The 14801-nt window shown below is 70.6% G+C and carries 12 protein-coding genes; 10 read left to right on the top strand and 2 right to left on the bottom strand.

Features of this window, described 5'->3' with window-relative positions:
• Nucleotides 1-270: 270 nt before the first annotated feature.
• Both ACLF6P_RS25815 and ACLF6P_RS25810 read left to right on the top strand, forming a co-directional pair.
• Nucleotides 271-2577, top strand: coding sequence for an ATP-binding protein (locus ACLF6P_RS25815; RefSeq protein ID WP_415953388.1), 2307 nt, complete (start codon nt 271-273; stop codon nt 2575-2577).
• On the top strand, nt 2574-2972 hold the full coding sequence (locus ACLF6P_RS25810; RefSeq protein ID WP_415953387.1) for a hypothetical protein: 399 nt from the start codon (nt 2574-2576) through the stop codon (nt 2970-2972). Before ACLF6P_RS25815 ends, ACLF6P_RS25810 begins: the two co-directional genes overlap by 4 nt.
• 43 nt (nt 2973-3015) lie before the next feature.
• Here the strand turns inward: ACLF6P_RS25810 and rho are convergent, their stop codons facing one another.
• Complete coding sequence (gene rho / locus ACLF6P_RS25805; protein ID WP_415953386.1) at nt 3016-4236, bottom strand: transcription termination factor Rho; 1221 nt, start codon at nt 4234-4236, stop codon at nt 3016-3018.
• 392 nt (nt 4237-4628) lie between these two features.
• Here rho and ACLF6P_RS25800 point away from each other — a divergent pair, with 392 nt between their 5' ends.
• The 6 genes from ACLF6P_RS25800 (at nt 4629) to ACLF6P_RS25775 (ending at nt 10528) form a co-directional block, all read left to right on the top strand.
• Nucleotides 4629-6515: an ABC transporter ATP-binding protein gene (locus ACLF6P_RS25800; protein WP_415953385.1), complete on the top strand. Its 1887-nt coding sequence runs from the start codon at nt 4629-4631 to the stop codon at nt 6513-6515.
• Nucleotides 6516-6673: 158 nt separating this feature from the next.
• Complete coding sequence (locus ACLF6P_RS25795; protein WP_415953384.1) at nt 6674-7222, top strand: 2'-5' RNA ligase family protein; 549 nt, start codon at nt 6674-6676, stop codon at nt 7220-7222.
• Nucleotides 7223-7259: 37 nt separating this feature from the next.
• Nucleotides 7260-7964 carry an RNase H family protein gene (locus tag ACLF6P_RS25790; RefSeq protein WP_415953383.1) on the top strand — a complete coding sequence of 235 codons (705 nt, stop codon included), beginning with the start codon at nt 7260-7262 and terminating at the stop codon, nt 7962-7964.
• A gap of 237 nt (nt 7965-8201) precedes the next feature.
• Nucleotides 8202-8864 carry a DUF998 domain-containing protein gene (locus ACLF6P_RS25785; protein WP_415953381.1) on the top strand — a complete coding sequence of 221 codons (663 nt, stop codon included), beginning with the start codon at nt 8202-8204 and terminating at the stop codon, nt 8862-8864.
• A 645-nt stretch (nt 8865-9509) separates the two neighbouring features.
• Entirely contained in the window at nt 9510-9872 is a 363-nt protein-coding gene (locus ACLF6P_RS25780; protein ID WP_415953380.1) for a hypothetical protein, read from the top strand.
• Nucleotides 9869-10528 (top strand): nucleotidyl transferase AbiEii/AbiGii toxin family protein, encoded by a 660-nt coding sequence (locus tag ACLF6P_RS25775; protein ID WP_415953379.1) that lies wholly within the window; start codon nt 9869-9871, stop codon nt 10526-10528. Before ACLF6P_RS25780 ends, ACLF6P_RS25775 begins: the two co-directional genes overlap by 4 nt.
• Nucleotides 10529-11252: 724 nt before the next feature.
• Here ACLF6P_RS25775 and ACLF6P_RS25770 read toward each other — a convergent pair.
• Nucleotides 11253-12641, bottom strand: coding sequence for a hypothetical protein (locus tag ACLF6P_RS25770; RefSeq protein WP_415953377.1), 1389 nt, complete (start codon nt 12639-12641; stop codon nt 11253-11255).
• A 478-nt stretch (nt 12642-13119) separates the two neighbouring features.
• On the opposite strand from ACLF6P_RS25770, the gene ACLF6P_RS25765 reads away from it, so the two are divergent.
• Both ACLF6P_RS25765 and ACLF6P_RS25760 read left to right on the top strand, forming a co-directional pair.
• Nucleotides 13120-14373: an IS256 family transposase gene (locus ACLF6P_RS25765; RefSeq protein ID WP_415953376.1), complete on the top strand. Its 1254-nt coding sequence runs from the start codon at nt 13120-13122 to the stop codon at nt 14371-14373.
• A gap of 23 nt (nt 14374-14396) precedes the next feature.
• Entirely contained in the window at nt 14397-14750 is a 354-nt protein-coding gene (locus ACLF6P_RS25760; protein WP_415953375.1) for a hypothetical protein, read from the top strand.
• Nucleotides 14751-14801: the final 51 nt, after the last annotated feature.

Here is a 14801-nt window from a genome sequence, read left to right as displayed (position 1 = left end):
GTGGCGTACGGGTCCACTCTGCCTGCCGGCAAGCGCTTGTCGCACCGCCGCGGCACGGTATGCGTATACCGAACTTCGGCGCGCCCGGGCCTAGGTATACCGAGGACGCCGGACCTGCCGACGCGTATCGTCAACGGCGGCGGGGAAGAGGTGGGAGCCGCTCACCCCGCACGCGCCGCAAGCCGCGAGTCGCACGACCGCAGCCGACCGCAGCTGTACGACCGCAGCCGTACGACCGCAGGCCGTACACCGCTCGCCGTGAGGATGGGAATGACGTTGGCTCTTGTCCGCCGCAGGCCGGGGGAACTGCCGGTGGAGGTGACCGGTTTCGTCGGTCGAGCCAGGGAACTGGCCCGGGTCGACGAGGCGTTGCGCCAGGCCCGTATGGTCACCGTGACGGGGCCGGGCGGCGTGGGCAAGACCCGGATCGCCCTGCGCGCGGCCGCACGGCTCGCGGGCCGCTACGGACACGGCGTCCGCCTCGTCGAACTCTCCGACCTGCGCGACCCCGAACTGCTCCCGCACACCGTGGCCGGCTGCCTCGGACTGCCCGAAGGGGATCCGCGCCCACCGCTCGACGCCGTGCTCGACCATCTGCGCGAACGCTCACTGCTGCTCATCCTCGACACCTGCGAGCATCTCGTGGACGCCTGCGCGATGCTCTCCGACATCGTGCTGCACGAGACCACCGGGGTCTCCGTGCTCGCCACCAGCCGCCAGCCGCTCGACGTGCCCGGTGAACACATCTGTCAGATCGCCCCGTTGCCGGTACGGGACACCGGCGGCGACGCCGTCGAACTCTTCGCGCAGCGCGCCAGGGCCGTGGACCCGGGCTTCACGGTGCACGACGGGAACCGGGCCGATGTGACAGCGCTCTGCCGCCGTCTCGACGGTATGCCGCTCGCCATCGAACTCGCCACCGTACGGCTGCGGGTGCTGCCCCTCGACCAGCTGGTGGCCCGCCTGGAGGACCGCTTCCGGCTGCTCACCGGCGGCCGGCGCACCGCACTGCCCAGACACCAGACGCTGCGCACCGCCATCGAGTGGAGCCATGAACTCTGCACCGCCCAGGAGCAGTTGCTCTGGTCACGGCTTTCCGTCTTCGCCGGCAGCTTCGACATCGCCGCCGCCGAAGAGGTCTGTTCGGGCGGCCCGCTGCCGCGCGAGGAGATCCTCACCGCGCTCGTCGGGCTGGTCGACAAGTCCGTGGTGCAGCGAGAAGGCGAGGGCGGCTCGCGCTACCGGATGCTCGACACCCTGCGCGAATACGGTGCCGAGCACCTCGAACGGCGCGGTGAACAGAGCCGGATGCGCGAACGCCACTGCGCGCGCCACCTGCGGCTCGCGGAGGACTTCGACCGTCATTTCCTCGCCGACGAGCAGATCCGCCGCTACCACGCCCTGCGCGAGCAGCACGCCGACATCCGCCTCGCCATCGAGTACGCCCTCGTGGCGCCCGGCAAGGACAGGGAGGCCGCCGCGCTGGTCGGCTCGCTCTGGCCGTACTGGCATATCGCCGCGCTGCACACCGAGGGCCGCTACTGGTACGCGAAGATCACCGACCGCTTCCCCGGTGCCGTACGCGAGCGGGCCTGGGCGCTCGCGCAGAGCGCGTACCTCGGCGCGTTCCAGGCCGATCCGAAGGCGCTGGAGGAAGCCCAGGAGTGCGTACGGATCGCCGACGCGCTGGACGATCCGGTGCTCGCCGGGCGCGGGCGCGTCTACCTCAATCTGTCGCTGACGTTCATGGAACGGCACGAGGAGGCGGCCAGGGCGGCGGACGAGGCCCACCGGATCCTCGAGGAGGCCCAGGACGTCGTCGGGCTCGTGACCCTGGAGACCCAGATCGGCTATATGCGCCAGCTCGGCGGGCAGTTCGACGCCGCCGTGGAAATTTGCGAGCGAGGCCTCGGGCGGCTCGGCGAGCACTCCCGGGAGGGCTGGGTGCGCGGCTATCTGCATTTTGTGATCGGCGTGTCCCGGTTCCGCCGTGGTGCATACGGGCAGAGCCGCGCCTCGGGTGTCACGGCGCTGCGGATCAAGCACGAGCTCGGCGATGCCGTGGGTATGGGGTACTGCCTGGAACTGCTCGCGTGGCTGGCGGGACACGAGGGACGGCACGAGGAGGCGGTCTGGCTGCTCGGCGCGGCCGATCCGTTGTGGGCGGGCGCCGGTGCGCGGCTCGGCGGCACCTCGCGGATGGAGGAATGCCACCAGGACACGGTGCGTGCGGCGCGCGAAGCGCTCGGGGAGAAACGTTACGCCGAGCTGCGTGCCGACGGGGCGAAGCGGCCGCAGGACGAGGTCGTCGCGCTTGCCACCGGGCAGGAGACGAGGGTCCTGATCCCCGCGCCGCGCCCAAGGTGCCACGACCTCACCCCACGCGAGCGCGAGGTGGCGCTGCTCGCCTGTGAAGGCCTCTCGAACCGGGAGATCGCGGAGCGTCTCGTCATCTCGAAACGCACGGTCGACGCCCACCTGGAGCGCATCCTCGCGAAACTCTCGGTGCCCTCGCGCGGCGAGATCGCGGCCCGCCTGGGGGAACTCGACGGCAGCGATTACGATCCAGAGCCATGAACGCATCCGATCAAGAGGCCGCCCCGACCGAGGGCCGCGCGCAGGCGGACGGGGCCACGGGCGAAGCGGACAGGAGCGTGGCCGAGGCGGGCGCGACCACGGGCGAAGCGGAGGGCGAGGCCACCGGCACCGGCCGTTCCGGCCTGACCCCGCGTCAGGCGCGCCGCCTGCGGATCACCGCGGCCTCCGCCCTGATGGTGCTTGCCGCCGTGGTCCTCGCGATCCGGCTCGCCAGCCGCTCCTCGGTGCTCGTGGTCGGGGTGTACGGCCTGCTCCTTGTGCTCTGCGGCGTCGTGATCGAGCTGAGCCGACGGGGGCGTACCCGCCTGGGAACGTATCTGCTCGGTACGGGACTTGTGGCGGCGCTGCTCGGGGACTGGGTCGTGCTGCCCTGATCGTCGCACCGGCCCCGCCCCCCGTCCCGGCCGGCGGGCAGACCTATGCGCCCGGCACGGTCTGCTTGACCTGGCGCAGGAAGGACGGATTGTCGGGCGTCCTGCGCAGCTGCTCGATGAGCGCCTCGGTGGCCTGCCCGTTGCGTGCCCGCAGGGCTCGCCGCAGGGCCCGCATGGCCGTCAGTTCGCCGTCCGGCACGAGGAGTTCCTCGCGCCTCGTACCGGAGGGCGTGATGTCCACGGCGGGGAACACCCGCTGACCGGCGAGGGCTCGGTCGAGACGGAGCTCCATGTTCCCGGTGCTCTTCAGCTCCTCGAAGAAGTAGTCGTCGGCGCGCGAGCCGGTGTCCACGAGCGCGGTGGCGAGGATCGTCAGGGAACCGGCCTCCTCGGTGAGCCGTGCCGCGCCGAACAGCCGCTTCGGACCGAGCAGCGCGGCCGCGTCGACGCCGCCGCTGAGGGTGCGGCCGCCGGCGGAGGCCGCCGTGTTGTGGGCGCGGCACAGCCGGGTCAGCGAGTCGAGCAGCAGCACCACGTCGCGGCCCTGCTCGACCAGGCGCTTGGCGCGTTCCACCGCAAGCTCCGCGAGCGCGATGTGCTCCTCGGCGGGCCGGTCGAACGTGGCGGCGAGCACCTCACCCCGTACCGAACGGCGCATGTCGGTGACCTCCTCGGGCCGCTCGTCGAGCAGCAGCACCATGAGGTGCGCCCGCGGATGGTTCTCGGCGACCGCCCCGGCCAACTGCTTGAGCAGCATGGTCTTGCCGGTCTTCGGCGGGGCGACGATCAGTCCGCGCTGGCCCTTGCCGACGGGCGCGACGAGATCGACGACGCGCGGCGCGACACCGCCCGCGCGGTGCTCCAGGGTGAGCCGCTCGCGCGGATGCAGCGGGGTGAGGTCCTTGAAGTGCGGGCGCGGACCGAGGTCCTGCGCAGGCCGCCCGCCGACCCGGGTGACGGAGCCGAGGGCCCGGCTCTTCGCGGCCCGCGCGAGGCTCCCTTCGAGCATGTCGCCGCGCCGTAGCCCGAGGCGGCGGATCAGAGCGGCCGGTACGTGCGGATCACCGGGGGAGGGCAGCCCGCCCGCGGTGCGCAGCACGCCGTTGCCGTGGGCGGCGAGGTCGAGGATCCCGCGGGCCGTGGGCGACTTCGGGGCGGATGCGGTGGGTTCGAGTGCGGTGCCGGTCGCCTTCGCGGCGCTCGGCTCGGTGGTGGCGGTGGCGGTGGCGGTGGCGGTGGTTGTGGTTGTGGTTGTGGTCGTCATGCTGGTGTCGTCCTTTCGACGGACGGGAGTCGACATACGGGAGGGAGGGATCGGCTCGACGCGACGGCAAGGCGGGGCGCCCACAACGGGGCGCGCACCGCACGTCGGCGGAGCGGGAGAACCGGCTCGTACGCGGCTGACGGCGAGCGCCGGCTGCGGGAGCGCGGTGGGATACGGACAGCGGCTGTCCGGACGGCCCGGCAGAAGCGGGCGGACGGGCCCGAGCGCATCGGGCGGAGAGTGGAACGGCACCGGCGCCGGGATACCCAGGCGTACACAAGTGCCGTACGCACTGTAGCAGAGCCGTCACCGGGGTCGCGGCGGAGTGGGGATGTTGCCGTTCCCGGGAAAACAGTTGACCTCAAGCAAGCTTCAGGTTCTAGCTTTCAGGCATGAGCATGGAAACCACAGCCTGGACGCAGTTGCACAGCGTCATGAACGCACAGCAGGACAAGCGTCCCTTTGCCCGGGCCACCCTGCGCCGGATCTCCGAATTCGCCCGCCCGCACCGACGAAGAATCGGCCAGTTCCTGCTCGTGAGCGTGGCCATGGCGCTGCTCGCCGTGGCCACGCCCGTCCTCGCCGGCCGGGTCGTCGATGCCATCGTCGCCGGCGGCGACTCCGGCACCGTTGTGCGGCTCGCGCTCCTGATCGCCGCGATCGCCGTGGCCGAGGCCGGTCTGGGGCTGGTCAACCGCTGGCTCTCCGCGAGCCTCGGCGAGGACCTGATCCTGTCCCTGCGCACCGCCGTCTTCGACCATGTGCAGCGGATGCCGGTCGCGTTCTTCACCCGCACCCGCACCGGCGCGCTCGTCAGCCGCCTCAACAACGATGTGATCGGCGCCCAGCGCGCCTTCTCCAACACGCTGTCCGGCGTGGTCTCCAACGTCGTCACGCTGCTCCTCACGCTCGCCGTGATGCTCAGCCTGTCCTGGCAGATCACCCTGCTCGCCCTGGTGCTCCTGCCGGTGTTCGTCGTTCCCGCCCGGCGGATGGGTGCCCGGATGGCCGGGCTGCAGCGCGAGGCCGCCGCGCACAACGCGGCCATGGGCACCCGGATGACCGAGCGGTTCTCGGCGCCCGGCGCGACCCTGATCAAGCTCTTCGGGCGCCCCGAGGAGGAGTCCGAGGAATTCGCCTCCCGCGCCCGCCGGGTGCGCGACATCGGGGTGCGGACGGCGATGGCGCAGGCGAGCTTCATCACCGCGCTGACCCTGGTCTCGGCCCTCGCGCTCGCGCTCGTCTACGGGCTCGGCGGCTGGTTCGCGATCCGCGGCAGCCTGGACGCGGGCTCCGTGGTCGCCCTCGCCCTGCTCCTCACCCGCCTCTACGCACCGCTGACGGCGCTTGCCGGTGCCCGGGTCGAGGTGATGAGCGCGCTGGTCAGCTTCGAGCGGGTCTTCGAGGTACTCGACCTCAAGCCGCTCATCGAGGAGAAGAAGGACGCCACCGTGGTGCCTCAGGGGCCGGTCGCCGTCGAGTTCGAGAACGTGCGCTTCGGCTACCCCTCGGCCGACAAGGTCTCCCTCGCCTCCCTGGAGGAGGTGGCCTCCCTGGACACCCGAGGCGGCGAGGAAGTGCTGCGCGGCCTGTCGTTCCGCGCCGAACCCGGGCAGACCATCGCCCTCGTCGGCTCCTCCGGCGCCGGCAAGTCGACGATCGCCCAGCTCGTGCCGCGGCTCTACGACGCCGACGAAGGTGCCGTACGGATCGGCGGCGTCGACGTACGCGACCTGAGCGCGACCGCGCTGCGGCAGACGCTCGGCATGGTCACGCAGGACGGGCACCTCTTCCACGACTCCGTACGCGCGAACCTGCTGCTCGCCAGGCCCGGCGCCAGTGAGGAGGAACTGTGGGACGCGCTGCGCCGGGCCCGGCTCGAGGAACTGATCCGCTCGCTGCCGGACGCGCTCGACACCGTGGTCGGCGAGCGCGGCTACCGGCTCTCCGGAGGTGAACGCCAGCGTCTGACGATCGCCCGGCTGCTGCTCGCCCGGCAGCGCGTGGTCATCCTCGACGAGGCGACCGCACACCTCGACAACACCTCCGAGGCCGCCGTGCAGGAGGCGCTCGCCGAGGCGCTGGACGGACGGACCGCGCTGGTCATCGCGCACCGGCTGTCCACGATCCGATCGGCCGACCAGATCCTGGTCGTCGAGGACGGGCGGATCGTGGAGCGCGGCCGCCACGAGGAGCTGCTCGCGGCGGACGGACGGTACGCGGAGCTGCACCGGACGCAGTTCGCCGGGCAGGAGGAACAGGTGGCCGAGGCGGTGTGAGGGCCTCACCGGCCGGTCGACGCGGCCCCCCCGCGCACCCCCGGCACCCCGCACTCCCGGCACCCCGCACTCCCGGCCGCACGCACTCCCGGCCGCACGCGGGGCCCCGCGCGACCGGGTGCGCGGCGTCCGTGGCACCGTGTCCCCGTGATCGACCGATGAGTGCCCGGGCGGGCCAGGGGTGGGGCCATGCCCTGGGGGACACCGCCCTGACGATCCTGATCCCCGAGGCCGATCCCCTGATGCGGGAGCCGTTTCCCGCCCATGTCTCGGTGCTGTTCCCGTTTCTGCACGAGAGCCGGACCGACGCCGTCGTGCGCCGCAGGCTCGGGGAACTGCTGCGCGGCCATGAGTCCTTCGAGCTGACCTTCGCCGAGTTCGGCCGCTACCCCGGTGTGCTCTACCTGGAGCCCTGGCCCGCCGACCCCGTCACCGCGCTCACGAAGAGCGTCGTGGCGGCCTGGCCGCAGTGTGCTCCGTACGGCGGGATCTTCGGCGAGGACGGGCTGCGGCCCCATCTGACCCTCGCGAACAGCGCCGCACCCGGCAGCGGACAGGCGGCCGCGTACGACGCCCTCGAAGCCGAGCTCGCACCCTGCCTCCCACTGACCGTCACCGTCCGCGAGGTGACCCTCGTCACCTGGAACGGAACCGCGTGGCACCCGACCCGGCGATTCGGCCTGGGGAGCGGGGCGGCCCCCGGCTGATTACGGATGGATGCCGTACGACTGGCATCATCGAGGGATGTCCGACTTGATCATCGCCGCCTGTGACGGTGCGGCCAAGAAGAATCCTGGACCCGCCGCGTGGGGCTGGGTGATCGCCGATGCCGCCGGCACCCCGCAGCGCTGGGAGGCGGGCCCGCTCGGCGTCGCCACCAACAACGTCGCCGAACTGACCGCTCTGGCGGAGCTGCTGGCGGCCACCGACGCCGCGGTGCCGCTCGAGGTCCGGATGGACAGCAAGTACGCGATGCAGGCCGTGACCACCTGGATCAAGAACTGGAAGCGCAACGGCTGGCTCACGGCCGCGAAGAAGCCGGTGGCCAACCGTGAGCTGGTGATCCGCATCGACGAGCTGCTCACCGGGCGTGAGGTCACCTTCCGCCATGTCGCCGCCCACCAGGCGGACGGCGACCTGCTCAACGCCATCGCCGACATCGCGGCCAGCGACGCCGCCGAATCGCAGCAGCCCGCAGGGACCGCACACGGCATGGCGGAGATCCCCGCACCGCGCGCCGACCGCATCACGGCCGGACCGGCGGCCCGGAAGGCATCGGCCCCGCGCAAGGACGCCTCGCGCAGGAGCGGGTCCGCCGGGAAGAAGGCGCCCGTCATCAAGGCCAAGTTCGCGGGCCGCTGCACCTGCGGACGCTCGTACGCCGCGGGCGAGAAGATCACCAAGCTCGCCTCGGGCAGCTGGGGCCACGAGGCCTGCACCGGCGCCTGAGCACGTTGTGGCGCGCCTCACGTCGAGGTGCCGGGCCAGATGGGCCAGATGCCGGGCCTGCGGGGCCGGGGTGACGCCTGCGTCGGACGGCCCGGCAGCCGCTACCGAGCCGATCGGCTGACTTCGTCGGAGTGCGGTTCGCGGCGCACGGGTCAGGGGCGGTATCGGGGCGGGCCCAGGGTGGCCTCAGGGTCGATCCCTGATCCGCGTCGGCCGACGCGAGCCCGAAGATGAACCATGCGCATTCCCGCTCTCCCCATGCTCTGCCGCCACTTGGCCCCTGCCGTGTGGACCACCGTCGTCCTGGCGGTCGCGGCCGCCCTGTGGACACCGTCCGACACGGACCCCGGACTCAGCCCCTTCGCCCTGACGGTCAGCGACTTCGCGGCTCTGGACCGCGGCGGCCCGATCGAGACGACGATGGCCCTGCTCGGCGCGGTTTCCCTGGCTCTGCTCCTGGTCGCCCGCACCCGCCTTCCCGCGCTCAAGGGCCTGCCCTCGTCCCTTCTTGCCCTCTGGAGCCTGGGCCTCCTCACCGCCTCCGTTCTCCCCACCGACCCTCTGACGACGAACCTGAGCACCCCGGCCCTCATCCACCGCTATGCCTCCTGCGCCGCTTTCCTTGCTCTCCCGCTGGCGGGTCTCCTCCTGTCCCGCCGCCTGCGCCCGGACACCAGTCCACACATCCGATGGATCCGATTTCTGTCCTGGACGGCCCTGGCGGGTGCTGCCCTGATGGCCTTTTCGGCGGGCCCCGGCGGCCGCGAACTCATCGGCCTGATCGAGCGGGTGCTGCTGTGCAGCGAGGTCGCGATGCTGGGCGTACTGGGGGCATACGTCCACCACCCAGGCCGCCGGAGTGACGGTGATCACGGACGCCCTTCACAGGATGCTGCGTAGGCTTGTGCCGTCGTCGCGGTGGAGTCGGGAAGAGCGGGCGAAGTTCTCCCGCGGTCGCCTGGCGATGTGTCGGAAGAGTCAGCACGTGGTCAGCATGAGTCCTGGGAAACCTGGGGAACACTGTCCGGACATGCGACTCGTTGTAGGGTAGGAGAACAGCACTTGACCTGCAAAAACGCAGGCAGGGAGCCGATGTCCAGGAGTGCCTCGATGATGCGTACCATGTTCAAGTCCAAGATCTAGCATTTGGGTTTTCTCGCAGGTCAGAGGCTTTATGGCCTCGCTCAGGTCAGCAAACGGTCAGCATCGGGCGCGGGAGCGTCCCAGCTCACTGACGGGTGGCCGCCATGACGGGTGACCTCGACAGGTATCTGGCTCCCACCGGGCCGCGGCCGGACCCACCACGGCGGCCCTCCGCGTGACCTGCTGCGTCATGATCGCCCGCGCCCACGATCTGCGATGGCTCCGGGTCTGCAGGGCCGCTGGTTGCCGCACCACCTGGGGGCCGGCACGGGTAGGCGATGTTGCGCTGAGCGCCCACCGGGGCAGATGTCCGAGTGAAGGGCGGGCAGCCACCCGACCCGTACGTACGACAGGGGCCCCGTATCCGCCATGCCGCCGCCTCCCAGCAGCGATACTGGATGCATGGACGCGACGATCACCGCCCCCCGCGCCGAGGTGCTGCGGGACCGCTACCGCAGCCGACTGCCCGAGCGCTTGCAGGAGCTGGCCGGCCCCGTCGAGGGCAACGTGGACCTGCCGCTCCACATCGTCTGGTCCGGGCGGACGAGCTACAGCCTGGACCGTCCGAAGTCCCGCATGACGCTCTACCGGACCGTCCTCGCCGAGGGACTGCGCGAGGACCTGGTGGCCCTCCTGCACCACCGGCTGCTCACCGAGCAGTGGCCCGTGCTGCGGCGCCTGGTCAGTCCCTACATCCGCGCAGTCTGGGAGGATGCCTTCCCCGAGCTGCTCCGCACCGCTCCGGCCGACACGACCGCCGCGTGAAGCTCACTCCGCTCCACGAGCGTCTCCTCGCCGACATCCTCGACCTCGGCTCCCCCTACCCCCTGGTCCTCACCGGCGGGTACGCCGTGCAGGCCCACGGCCTGGTCGAACGCTTCAGCCGCGACCTCGACGTCGCCACCGAGAACCCCGCTCCGATGCAGGAGATCGTCGCCTCACTCACAGCAGGTCTCGGCGCGCGCGGATGGCGGACCACGCACGTCCAGACCGATCCGCTCAGCGGCCGGTTCCTCGTCACCGATCCGGACACCGGCGAGGAGTGCGAGGTCGACGTCCTCAAGGAGGCGTTCTGGGCTCCGCCCGCCCAGACCCCCTACGGCCCCGTTCTTTCCCTCGATGACGTGATCGGCACCAAGGTCCGTGCCCTCGCCGACCGTGGCACCGTCCGCGACCTCATCGACGTCCAGGCTGCCTCCCGCCACCGCTCCACCGCCGACCTCGAATCCCTGGGCCGCCGTCGCGCCCACGACGAGTTCAGCCTCGAAGACCTCAGGGACCGGCTGATCGGCGCGGACTGGTACGAGGATGAGGACTACACCGCGTACGGGCTCACCTCCCGGCAGATCGAAGAACTCAAGGCGTGGGCGCTGGAATGGGCGGAGGATCTGGGTGCGCGGATCCATGACGAGAACGCCTGAGAGGCGGTCATCGCGTCCACCCCCTTTACCGCCGTTGCAACGAGAGGATGCGGTGTAGCCAGCAGGTGTTCCAACCCGGAGTCGTCCAAGGTGGGTGGCTGCCCTGCACGACGGACTTGCATGGCGGCCGAGCGATAGCCCGCAGTGGACTCACGGCGAAACCGGGGTGTGGTAACGGTCAAACACTGCATCCCGCTCCCACTCCCAGGTCCAGTCCGGGTCCCGACGGTGGAACTCGGTAACAGCCAGCTCGAAGAATTGGTCGGAAGGCTTCCGGCTGGATCCATTGACTACCAGCATCGATCTTGCACCCGCAGTCCAGCACGCCTCGTTGCGATGCGCGGGCTGCGCGGAATCCGCTTGTCGTCCGACTCGGTCCACCGGACCGGTGCACATGCTCGATCAGTCCTGTCCGCTGCACATCGTGCTTGATGCCGTGAGCCTTGGCGTATTCGTCCAGATCGTCGATCACGAGAAGGCGGCTGGACCACTCCCCGGGCCATACGGCGTACAACGTGGACTCGCAGGCCACTGCCCGCTCGTACGCCGCTCGGTCACTGCCGTGGGTGACGCTGCCGTCCTTCGGGGCGGGTGAGCAAGGCCATGCTCTGTATCGCCCGCGCCTACACCGTCACCGCGAGTCGAGGCCGATGCTCCTGGCCGTCATGTGGTTTGGTCGTCCGCCCAGAGGCCGTCCGGACGGACCTGTCGTCTCAGCGGTGCGTCAGCGAGACGAGCACGCGCAGGGTTCCTCGTTCTGCCCCGGCAGCAGCCGCAGGGCGAAGACGGAGCCGTCGGCGTGGACGGAGACCGGACCGCCCCAGTCCTTGTCGAACGTGAGGCGGGGGCGGACGTGGCGGCTCGCGTGGACGAGGGCGCGGCACTCCTCGATGTCGCCCCTGGCGAGGAGTCGGAAGACCTCCTCGTCCACGCCGGAGAACGCCTCGACGCGGGGGCCGTTGAGGCGGAAAACGTGGTCGGTGCCGACGTACTCGTTGCCGAAGAGGGTGTGGACGGCGTCCTGGATGCTCATGCTGGCCGCGTGTTCGAGACCGGTGTAGCGTTTGCGGCCCTGCCGGTCGGTCAGGTGGCGGGCGGTGGCGTGGCCGGAGCCGGTGAAGGCCATGAGGCCCGCCGCGGTGGTGTGGGCCAGGGACTCCTGGAACCAGGCGTAGTCCTTCGGCTGCACGTGGCAGCCCCGTACGGGCTCCGGTGCCACCAGGCCCTCGGCCGGCGGATGGATGTCCGGCATCACGTTCGCCTGGAACGGCGGGGCGTTCCGGTTCGCTTCCCGGCCCTCTGCCGGGGACAGCCGACCGCCACTGCCCGGCGCCTGGAGGGCGTGGACGGTCATCGTGCCGCCGTCCGTCGGGAGTTGTGTGCTGAACAGCAGGCCGGGGGTCTCGTTCCACGCGCCAATGTGGACCGCTTCGACGTGGGCCGAGGCGGAGGCCAGTTGCTCGGCGGAGGTGGCGGAGTCGCTGTGGTTGCCCTTGCAGGCGAGGGGGATGGCAAGGGACGGCTCGCCCGGCCGCCAGACCTCGGCGAAGTACTGGGGGCGATAGCGGTACTTCACCTTCTCGCCCTTGTCCCTGCTGGTGAGGGCCCAGCCCGCGCGTAACGCCGTGTCGGCGGGGACGATCGTCACCGAATGGTCGGGGAAACGGCTGCGCAGCATGTGCTCGGCGAGCGTGAGCGCGAAGCCGATGCCGAGCTCGCTGGACTGCAGCGACTTGTAGTGGTCCGCGATGCGGTGGCCTTCGTCGGTGAGGCCGAGGAAGGAGTCACGACCGCCGGCCAGGGCCTGGGTGTACTTGAGTGCGCCCCAGTGCTCCGCCAGCCCCCGGCCCGCACCGCGCCACGACAGGGCAGTGGCCCGGGCGAGGGTGTGGAGCACGTCCCAGAGGGTCACTTCGAACTGCCGGGGCAGCTCGGTCGGCAGGATCGGGACGAGGGCGGGCTTCCGGCGGAGCGGCTCGTCCTCGTTCTCCTTCCGCTTCTCGTCGTCCGCCGTGATGGCGGCCTGCACCTTCCCGACGAGCGCGTCGTCGGAGTGGACGGAGACGTTCGAGGACTGGGTCAGGTCCTGGAGCACTTCCTCGGTCGGCTTCAACAGCTCTCCTTCACGGTGTGCGAGGGCGGTTCGCCATCGGCTGGACCGTACGGAAGGGACGAGCGGCGCACGCAAGTGCGCACGGGCGCGTGACTTGGACTTCGGCTTGGGCGGGCCGAAGTCGGCGCCTTGGCCCCGCCTCGCTCGCGAGTCCCGCGCTGCCGAGGGGCCTCCGACGGGCGGCAGGCAGCGAGCTGGCTTCCGGGGCGGTCGAGCGTCGACCGGTCGATGTCCACAGGGAACCGTGTTCCACGAACCAGAGCGATGTCGGTGCCCGACAGGTCGGTGCGTGGAAGCACGTCGTCCGTGTGAGAGGAGCTCTTCAAAGATCTCCCACCGGAGGGGAGCAATGCTCAAGACCTGTGGATCGGGCTCGGGAGGGGTGCCTCGCGCAACGCGGAGGGCGTACCTTCCCGAGTGATCGACTTCTGGTCATCGAGTAGGCCCGCGTTGCAGCGCGGGTCGGGAAGGCACGCCCGTGCTGAGCGTAGTCAACGAGGACGGCACCACCCAGAGCGGCTCCCTGATGGACGACATCGTCCGTGAGGGCGTCCGTCGGATGCTCGCTGCGACCCTGGAAGCCGAGGTCAACCAGTACATAGCTGAGTTGGCGGGCGAGCGGGACGAGGGCGGTCGCCGTCTGGTGGTCCGCAACGGCCACCACCGCGAGCGGACGGTGACCACCGCCGCCGGGCCGATTGCGGTGAAGGCGCCGCGGGTGAACGACAAGCGGGTCGATGGCGAGACGGGCGAGCGCAAGCGGTTCTCGTCCAAGATCCTCGCCCCCTGGTGCCGGAAGTCCCCGAAGATCAGCGAGGTCCTGCCCCTGCTCTACCTGCACGGTCTGTTCTCCGGCGACTTCGTGCCCGCGATGGAGCAGTTCCTCGGATCGGCCGCTGGGCTCTCGCCGGCCACGGTGACCCGGCTGACCAAGCAGTGGAGCGACGACCACTCCGCCTTCCAGGACCGGGACCTGTCCGGATCCGACTACGTGTACGTGTGGGCCGACGGCGTCCATCCCAAGGTCCGCCTCGGCCAGGTCCGCTCCTGCGTCCTGGTCCTCATGGGCGTGCGTACGGACGGCAGCAAGGAGCTGACCGCGCTCGCTGAGGGCCTGCGCGAGTCGGCCGAGTCCTGGGCCGATCTCCTGCGGGACTGCCGCCGGCGCGGCATGCGCGATCCTGAGCTCGTCGTCGGCGACGGAGCCATGGGGCTGTGGCGGGCCCTGGCCGAGGTGTTTCCACAGGCCAGACGTCAAAGGTGCTGGGTTCACAAAACCCGGAACGTGGTCAATGCCCTGCCGAGATCGGCCCAGCCCGGCGCGAAGAAGGCGCTGCAGGAGATCTACAACGCCGAGGACCGCGATCACGCCGAGAAGGCGGTGAAGGACTTCGGGCGCGCCTACGGCGCGAAGTGGCCCAAGGCCGTCAAGAAGATCACCGACGACGTCGATGAACTCCTGGCTTTCTACGACTTCCCGGCCGAGCACTGGGTCCACCTGCGCACGACGAATCCGATCGAGTCGACCTTCAGCACGGTGAAGCTGCGGACCAAGGTCACCCGCGGGGCTGGCAGCCCGGCCGCAGCCCTGGCGATGGTGTTCAAGCTCGCCGAGTCCGCCCAGGCCCGCTGGCGCGCGATCACCGCACCCCACCTCGTCGCCCTCGTCCGCAACGGCGCACGCTTCGAACGCGGCGTCCTGGTCGAGCGCGAGCAGGAGGCTGCGGCATGACGCGGAAAGGAAGAGTGTCCGCGATGGCAGCACAAAGACGACAGGTCTTGCTCGACCTCGTCAAGTGCACCGGCCGGATCGACGACCTGATCGCAGCGGCCCGCATGATCCCGGAGAGTGAGTGTTCCGCAGTGGTGGTGCTGGACCGCGCGGGTGCCCAAGTCGCTCTGCGCAAGGTGCTCGCCGGAGAAGCACTTGCCGGCGACCTCACCACGTGGACCGAGCAGCTGCACATGCGCGAGGACATCGACGTCGAGCCAGGGCATGAGGACCTGCTGACCCGGTTCCTGTTCGAGATGTCCACACCCGAACTCTTCGAGCCGATCACCCGCGAACTCTGCAGCCGGTGGCTTGACGAACTATGCCCAACCACCTAGTGACCTGAGTCGGAGATTCGTCGTTAGTTGGGTATGAGTCGTCCGGGTCCG

Source organism: Streptomyces lothianensis, assembly GCF_047779955.1.
GTDB lineage: Bacteria > Actinomycetota > Actinomycetes > Streptomycetales > Streptomycetaceae > Streptomyces.
The sequence above is the reverse complement of the archived record's forward strand: the minus strand, read 5'-3'. Positions and strand labels throughout refer to the sequence as shown.

Excerpts from the sequence above, each read along its gene's own strand:
- ACLF6P_RS25815 (WP_415953388.1), top strand. The coding sequence starts at position 271 with ATGACGTTGGCTCTTGTCCGCCGCAGGCCGGGGGAACTGCCGGTGGAG.
- ACLF6P_RS25810 (WP_415953387.1), top strand. The coding sequence starts at position 2,574 with ATGAACGCATCCGATCAAGAGGCCGCCCCGACCGAGGGCCGCGCGCAG.
- rho (WP_415953386.1), bottom strand. The coding sequence starts at position 4,236 with ATGACGACCACAACCACAACCACAACCACCGCCACCGCCACCGCCACC.
- ACLF6P_RS25800 (WP_415953385.1), top strand. The coding sequence starts at position 4,629 with ATGAGCATGGAAACCACAGCCTGGACGCAGTTGCACAGCGTCATGAAC.
- ACLF6P_RS25795 (WP_415953384.1), top strand. The coding sequence starts at position 6,674 with ATGAGTGCCCGGGCGGGCCAGGGGTGGGGCCATGCCCTGGGGGACACC.
- ACLF6P_RS25790 (WP_415953383.1), top strand. The coding sequence starts at position 7,260 with ATGTCCGACTTGATCATCGCCGCCTGTGACGGTGCGGCCAAGAAGAAT.
- ACLF6P_RS25785 (WP_415953381.1), top strand. The coding sequence starts at position 8,202 with ATGCGCATTCCCGCTCTCCCCATGCTCTGCCGCCACTTGGCCCCTGCC.
- ACLF6P_RS25780 (WP_415953380.1), top strand. The coding sequence starts at position 9,510 with ATGGACGCGACGATCACCGCCCCCCGCGCCGAGGTGCTGCGGGACCGC.
- ACLF6P_RS25760 (WP_415953375.1), top strand. The coding sequence starts at position 14,397 with ATGGCAGCACAAAGACGACAGGTCTTGCTCGACCTCGTCAAGTGCACC.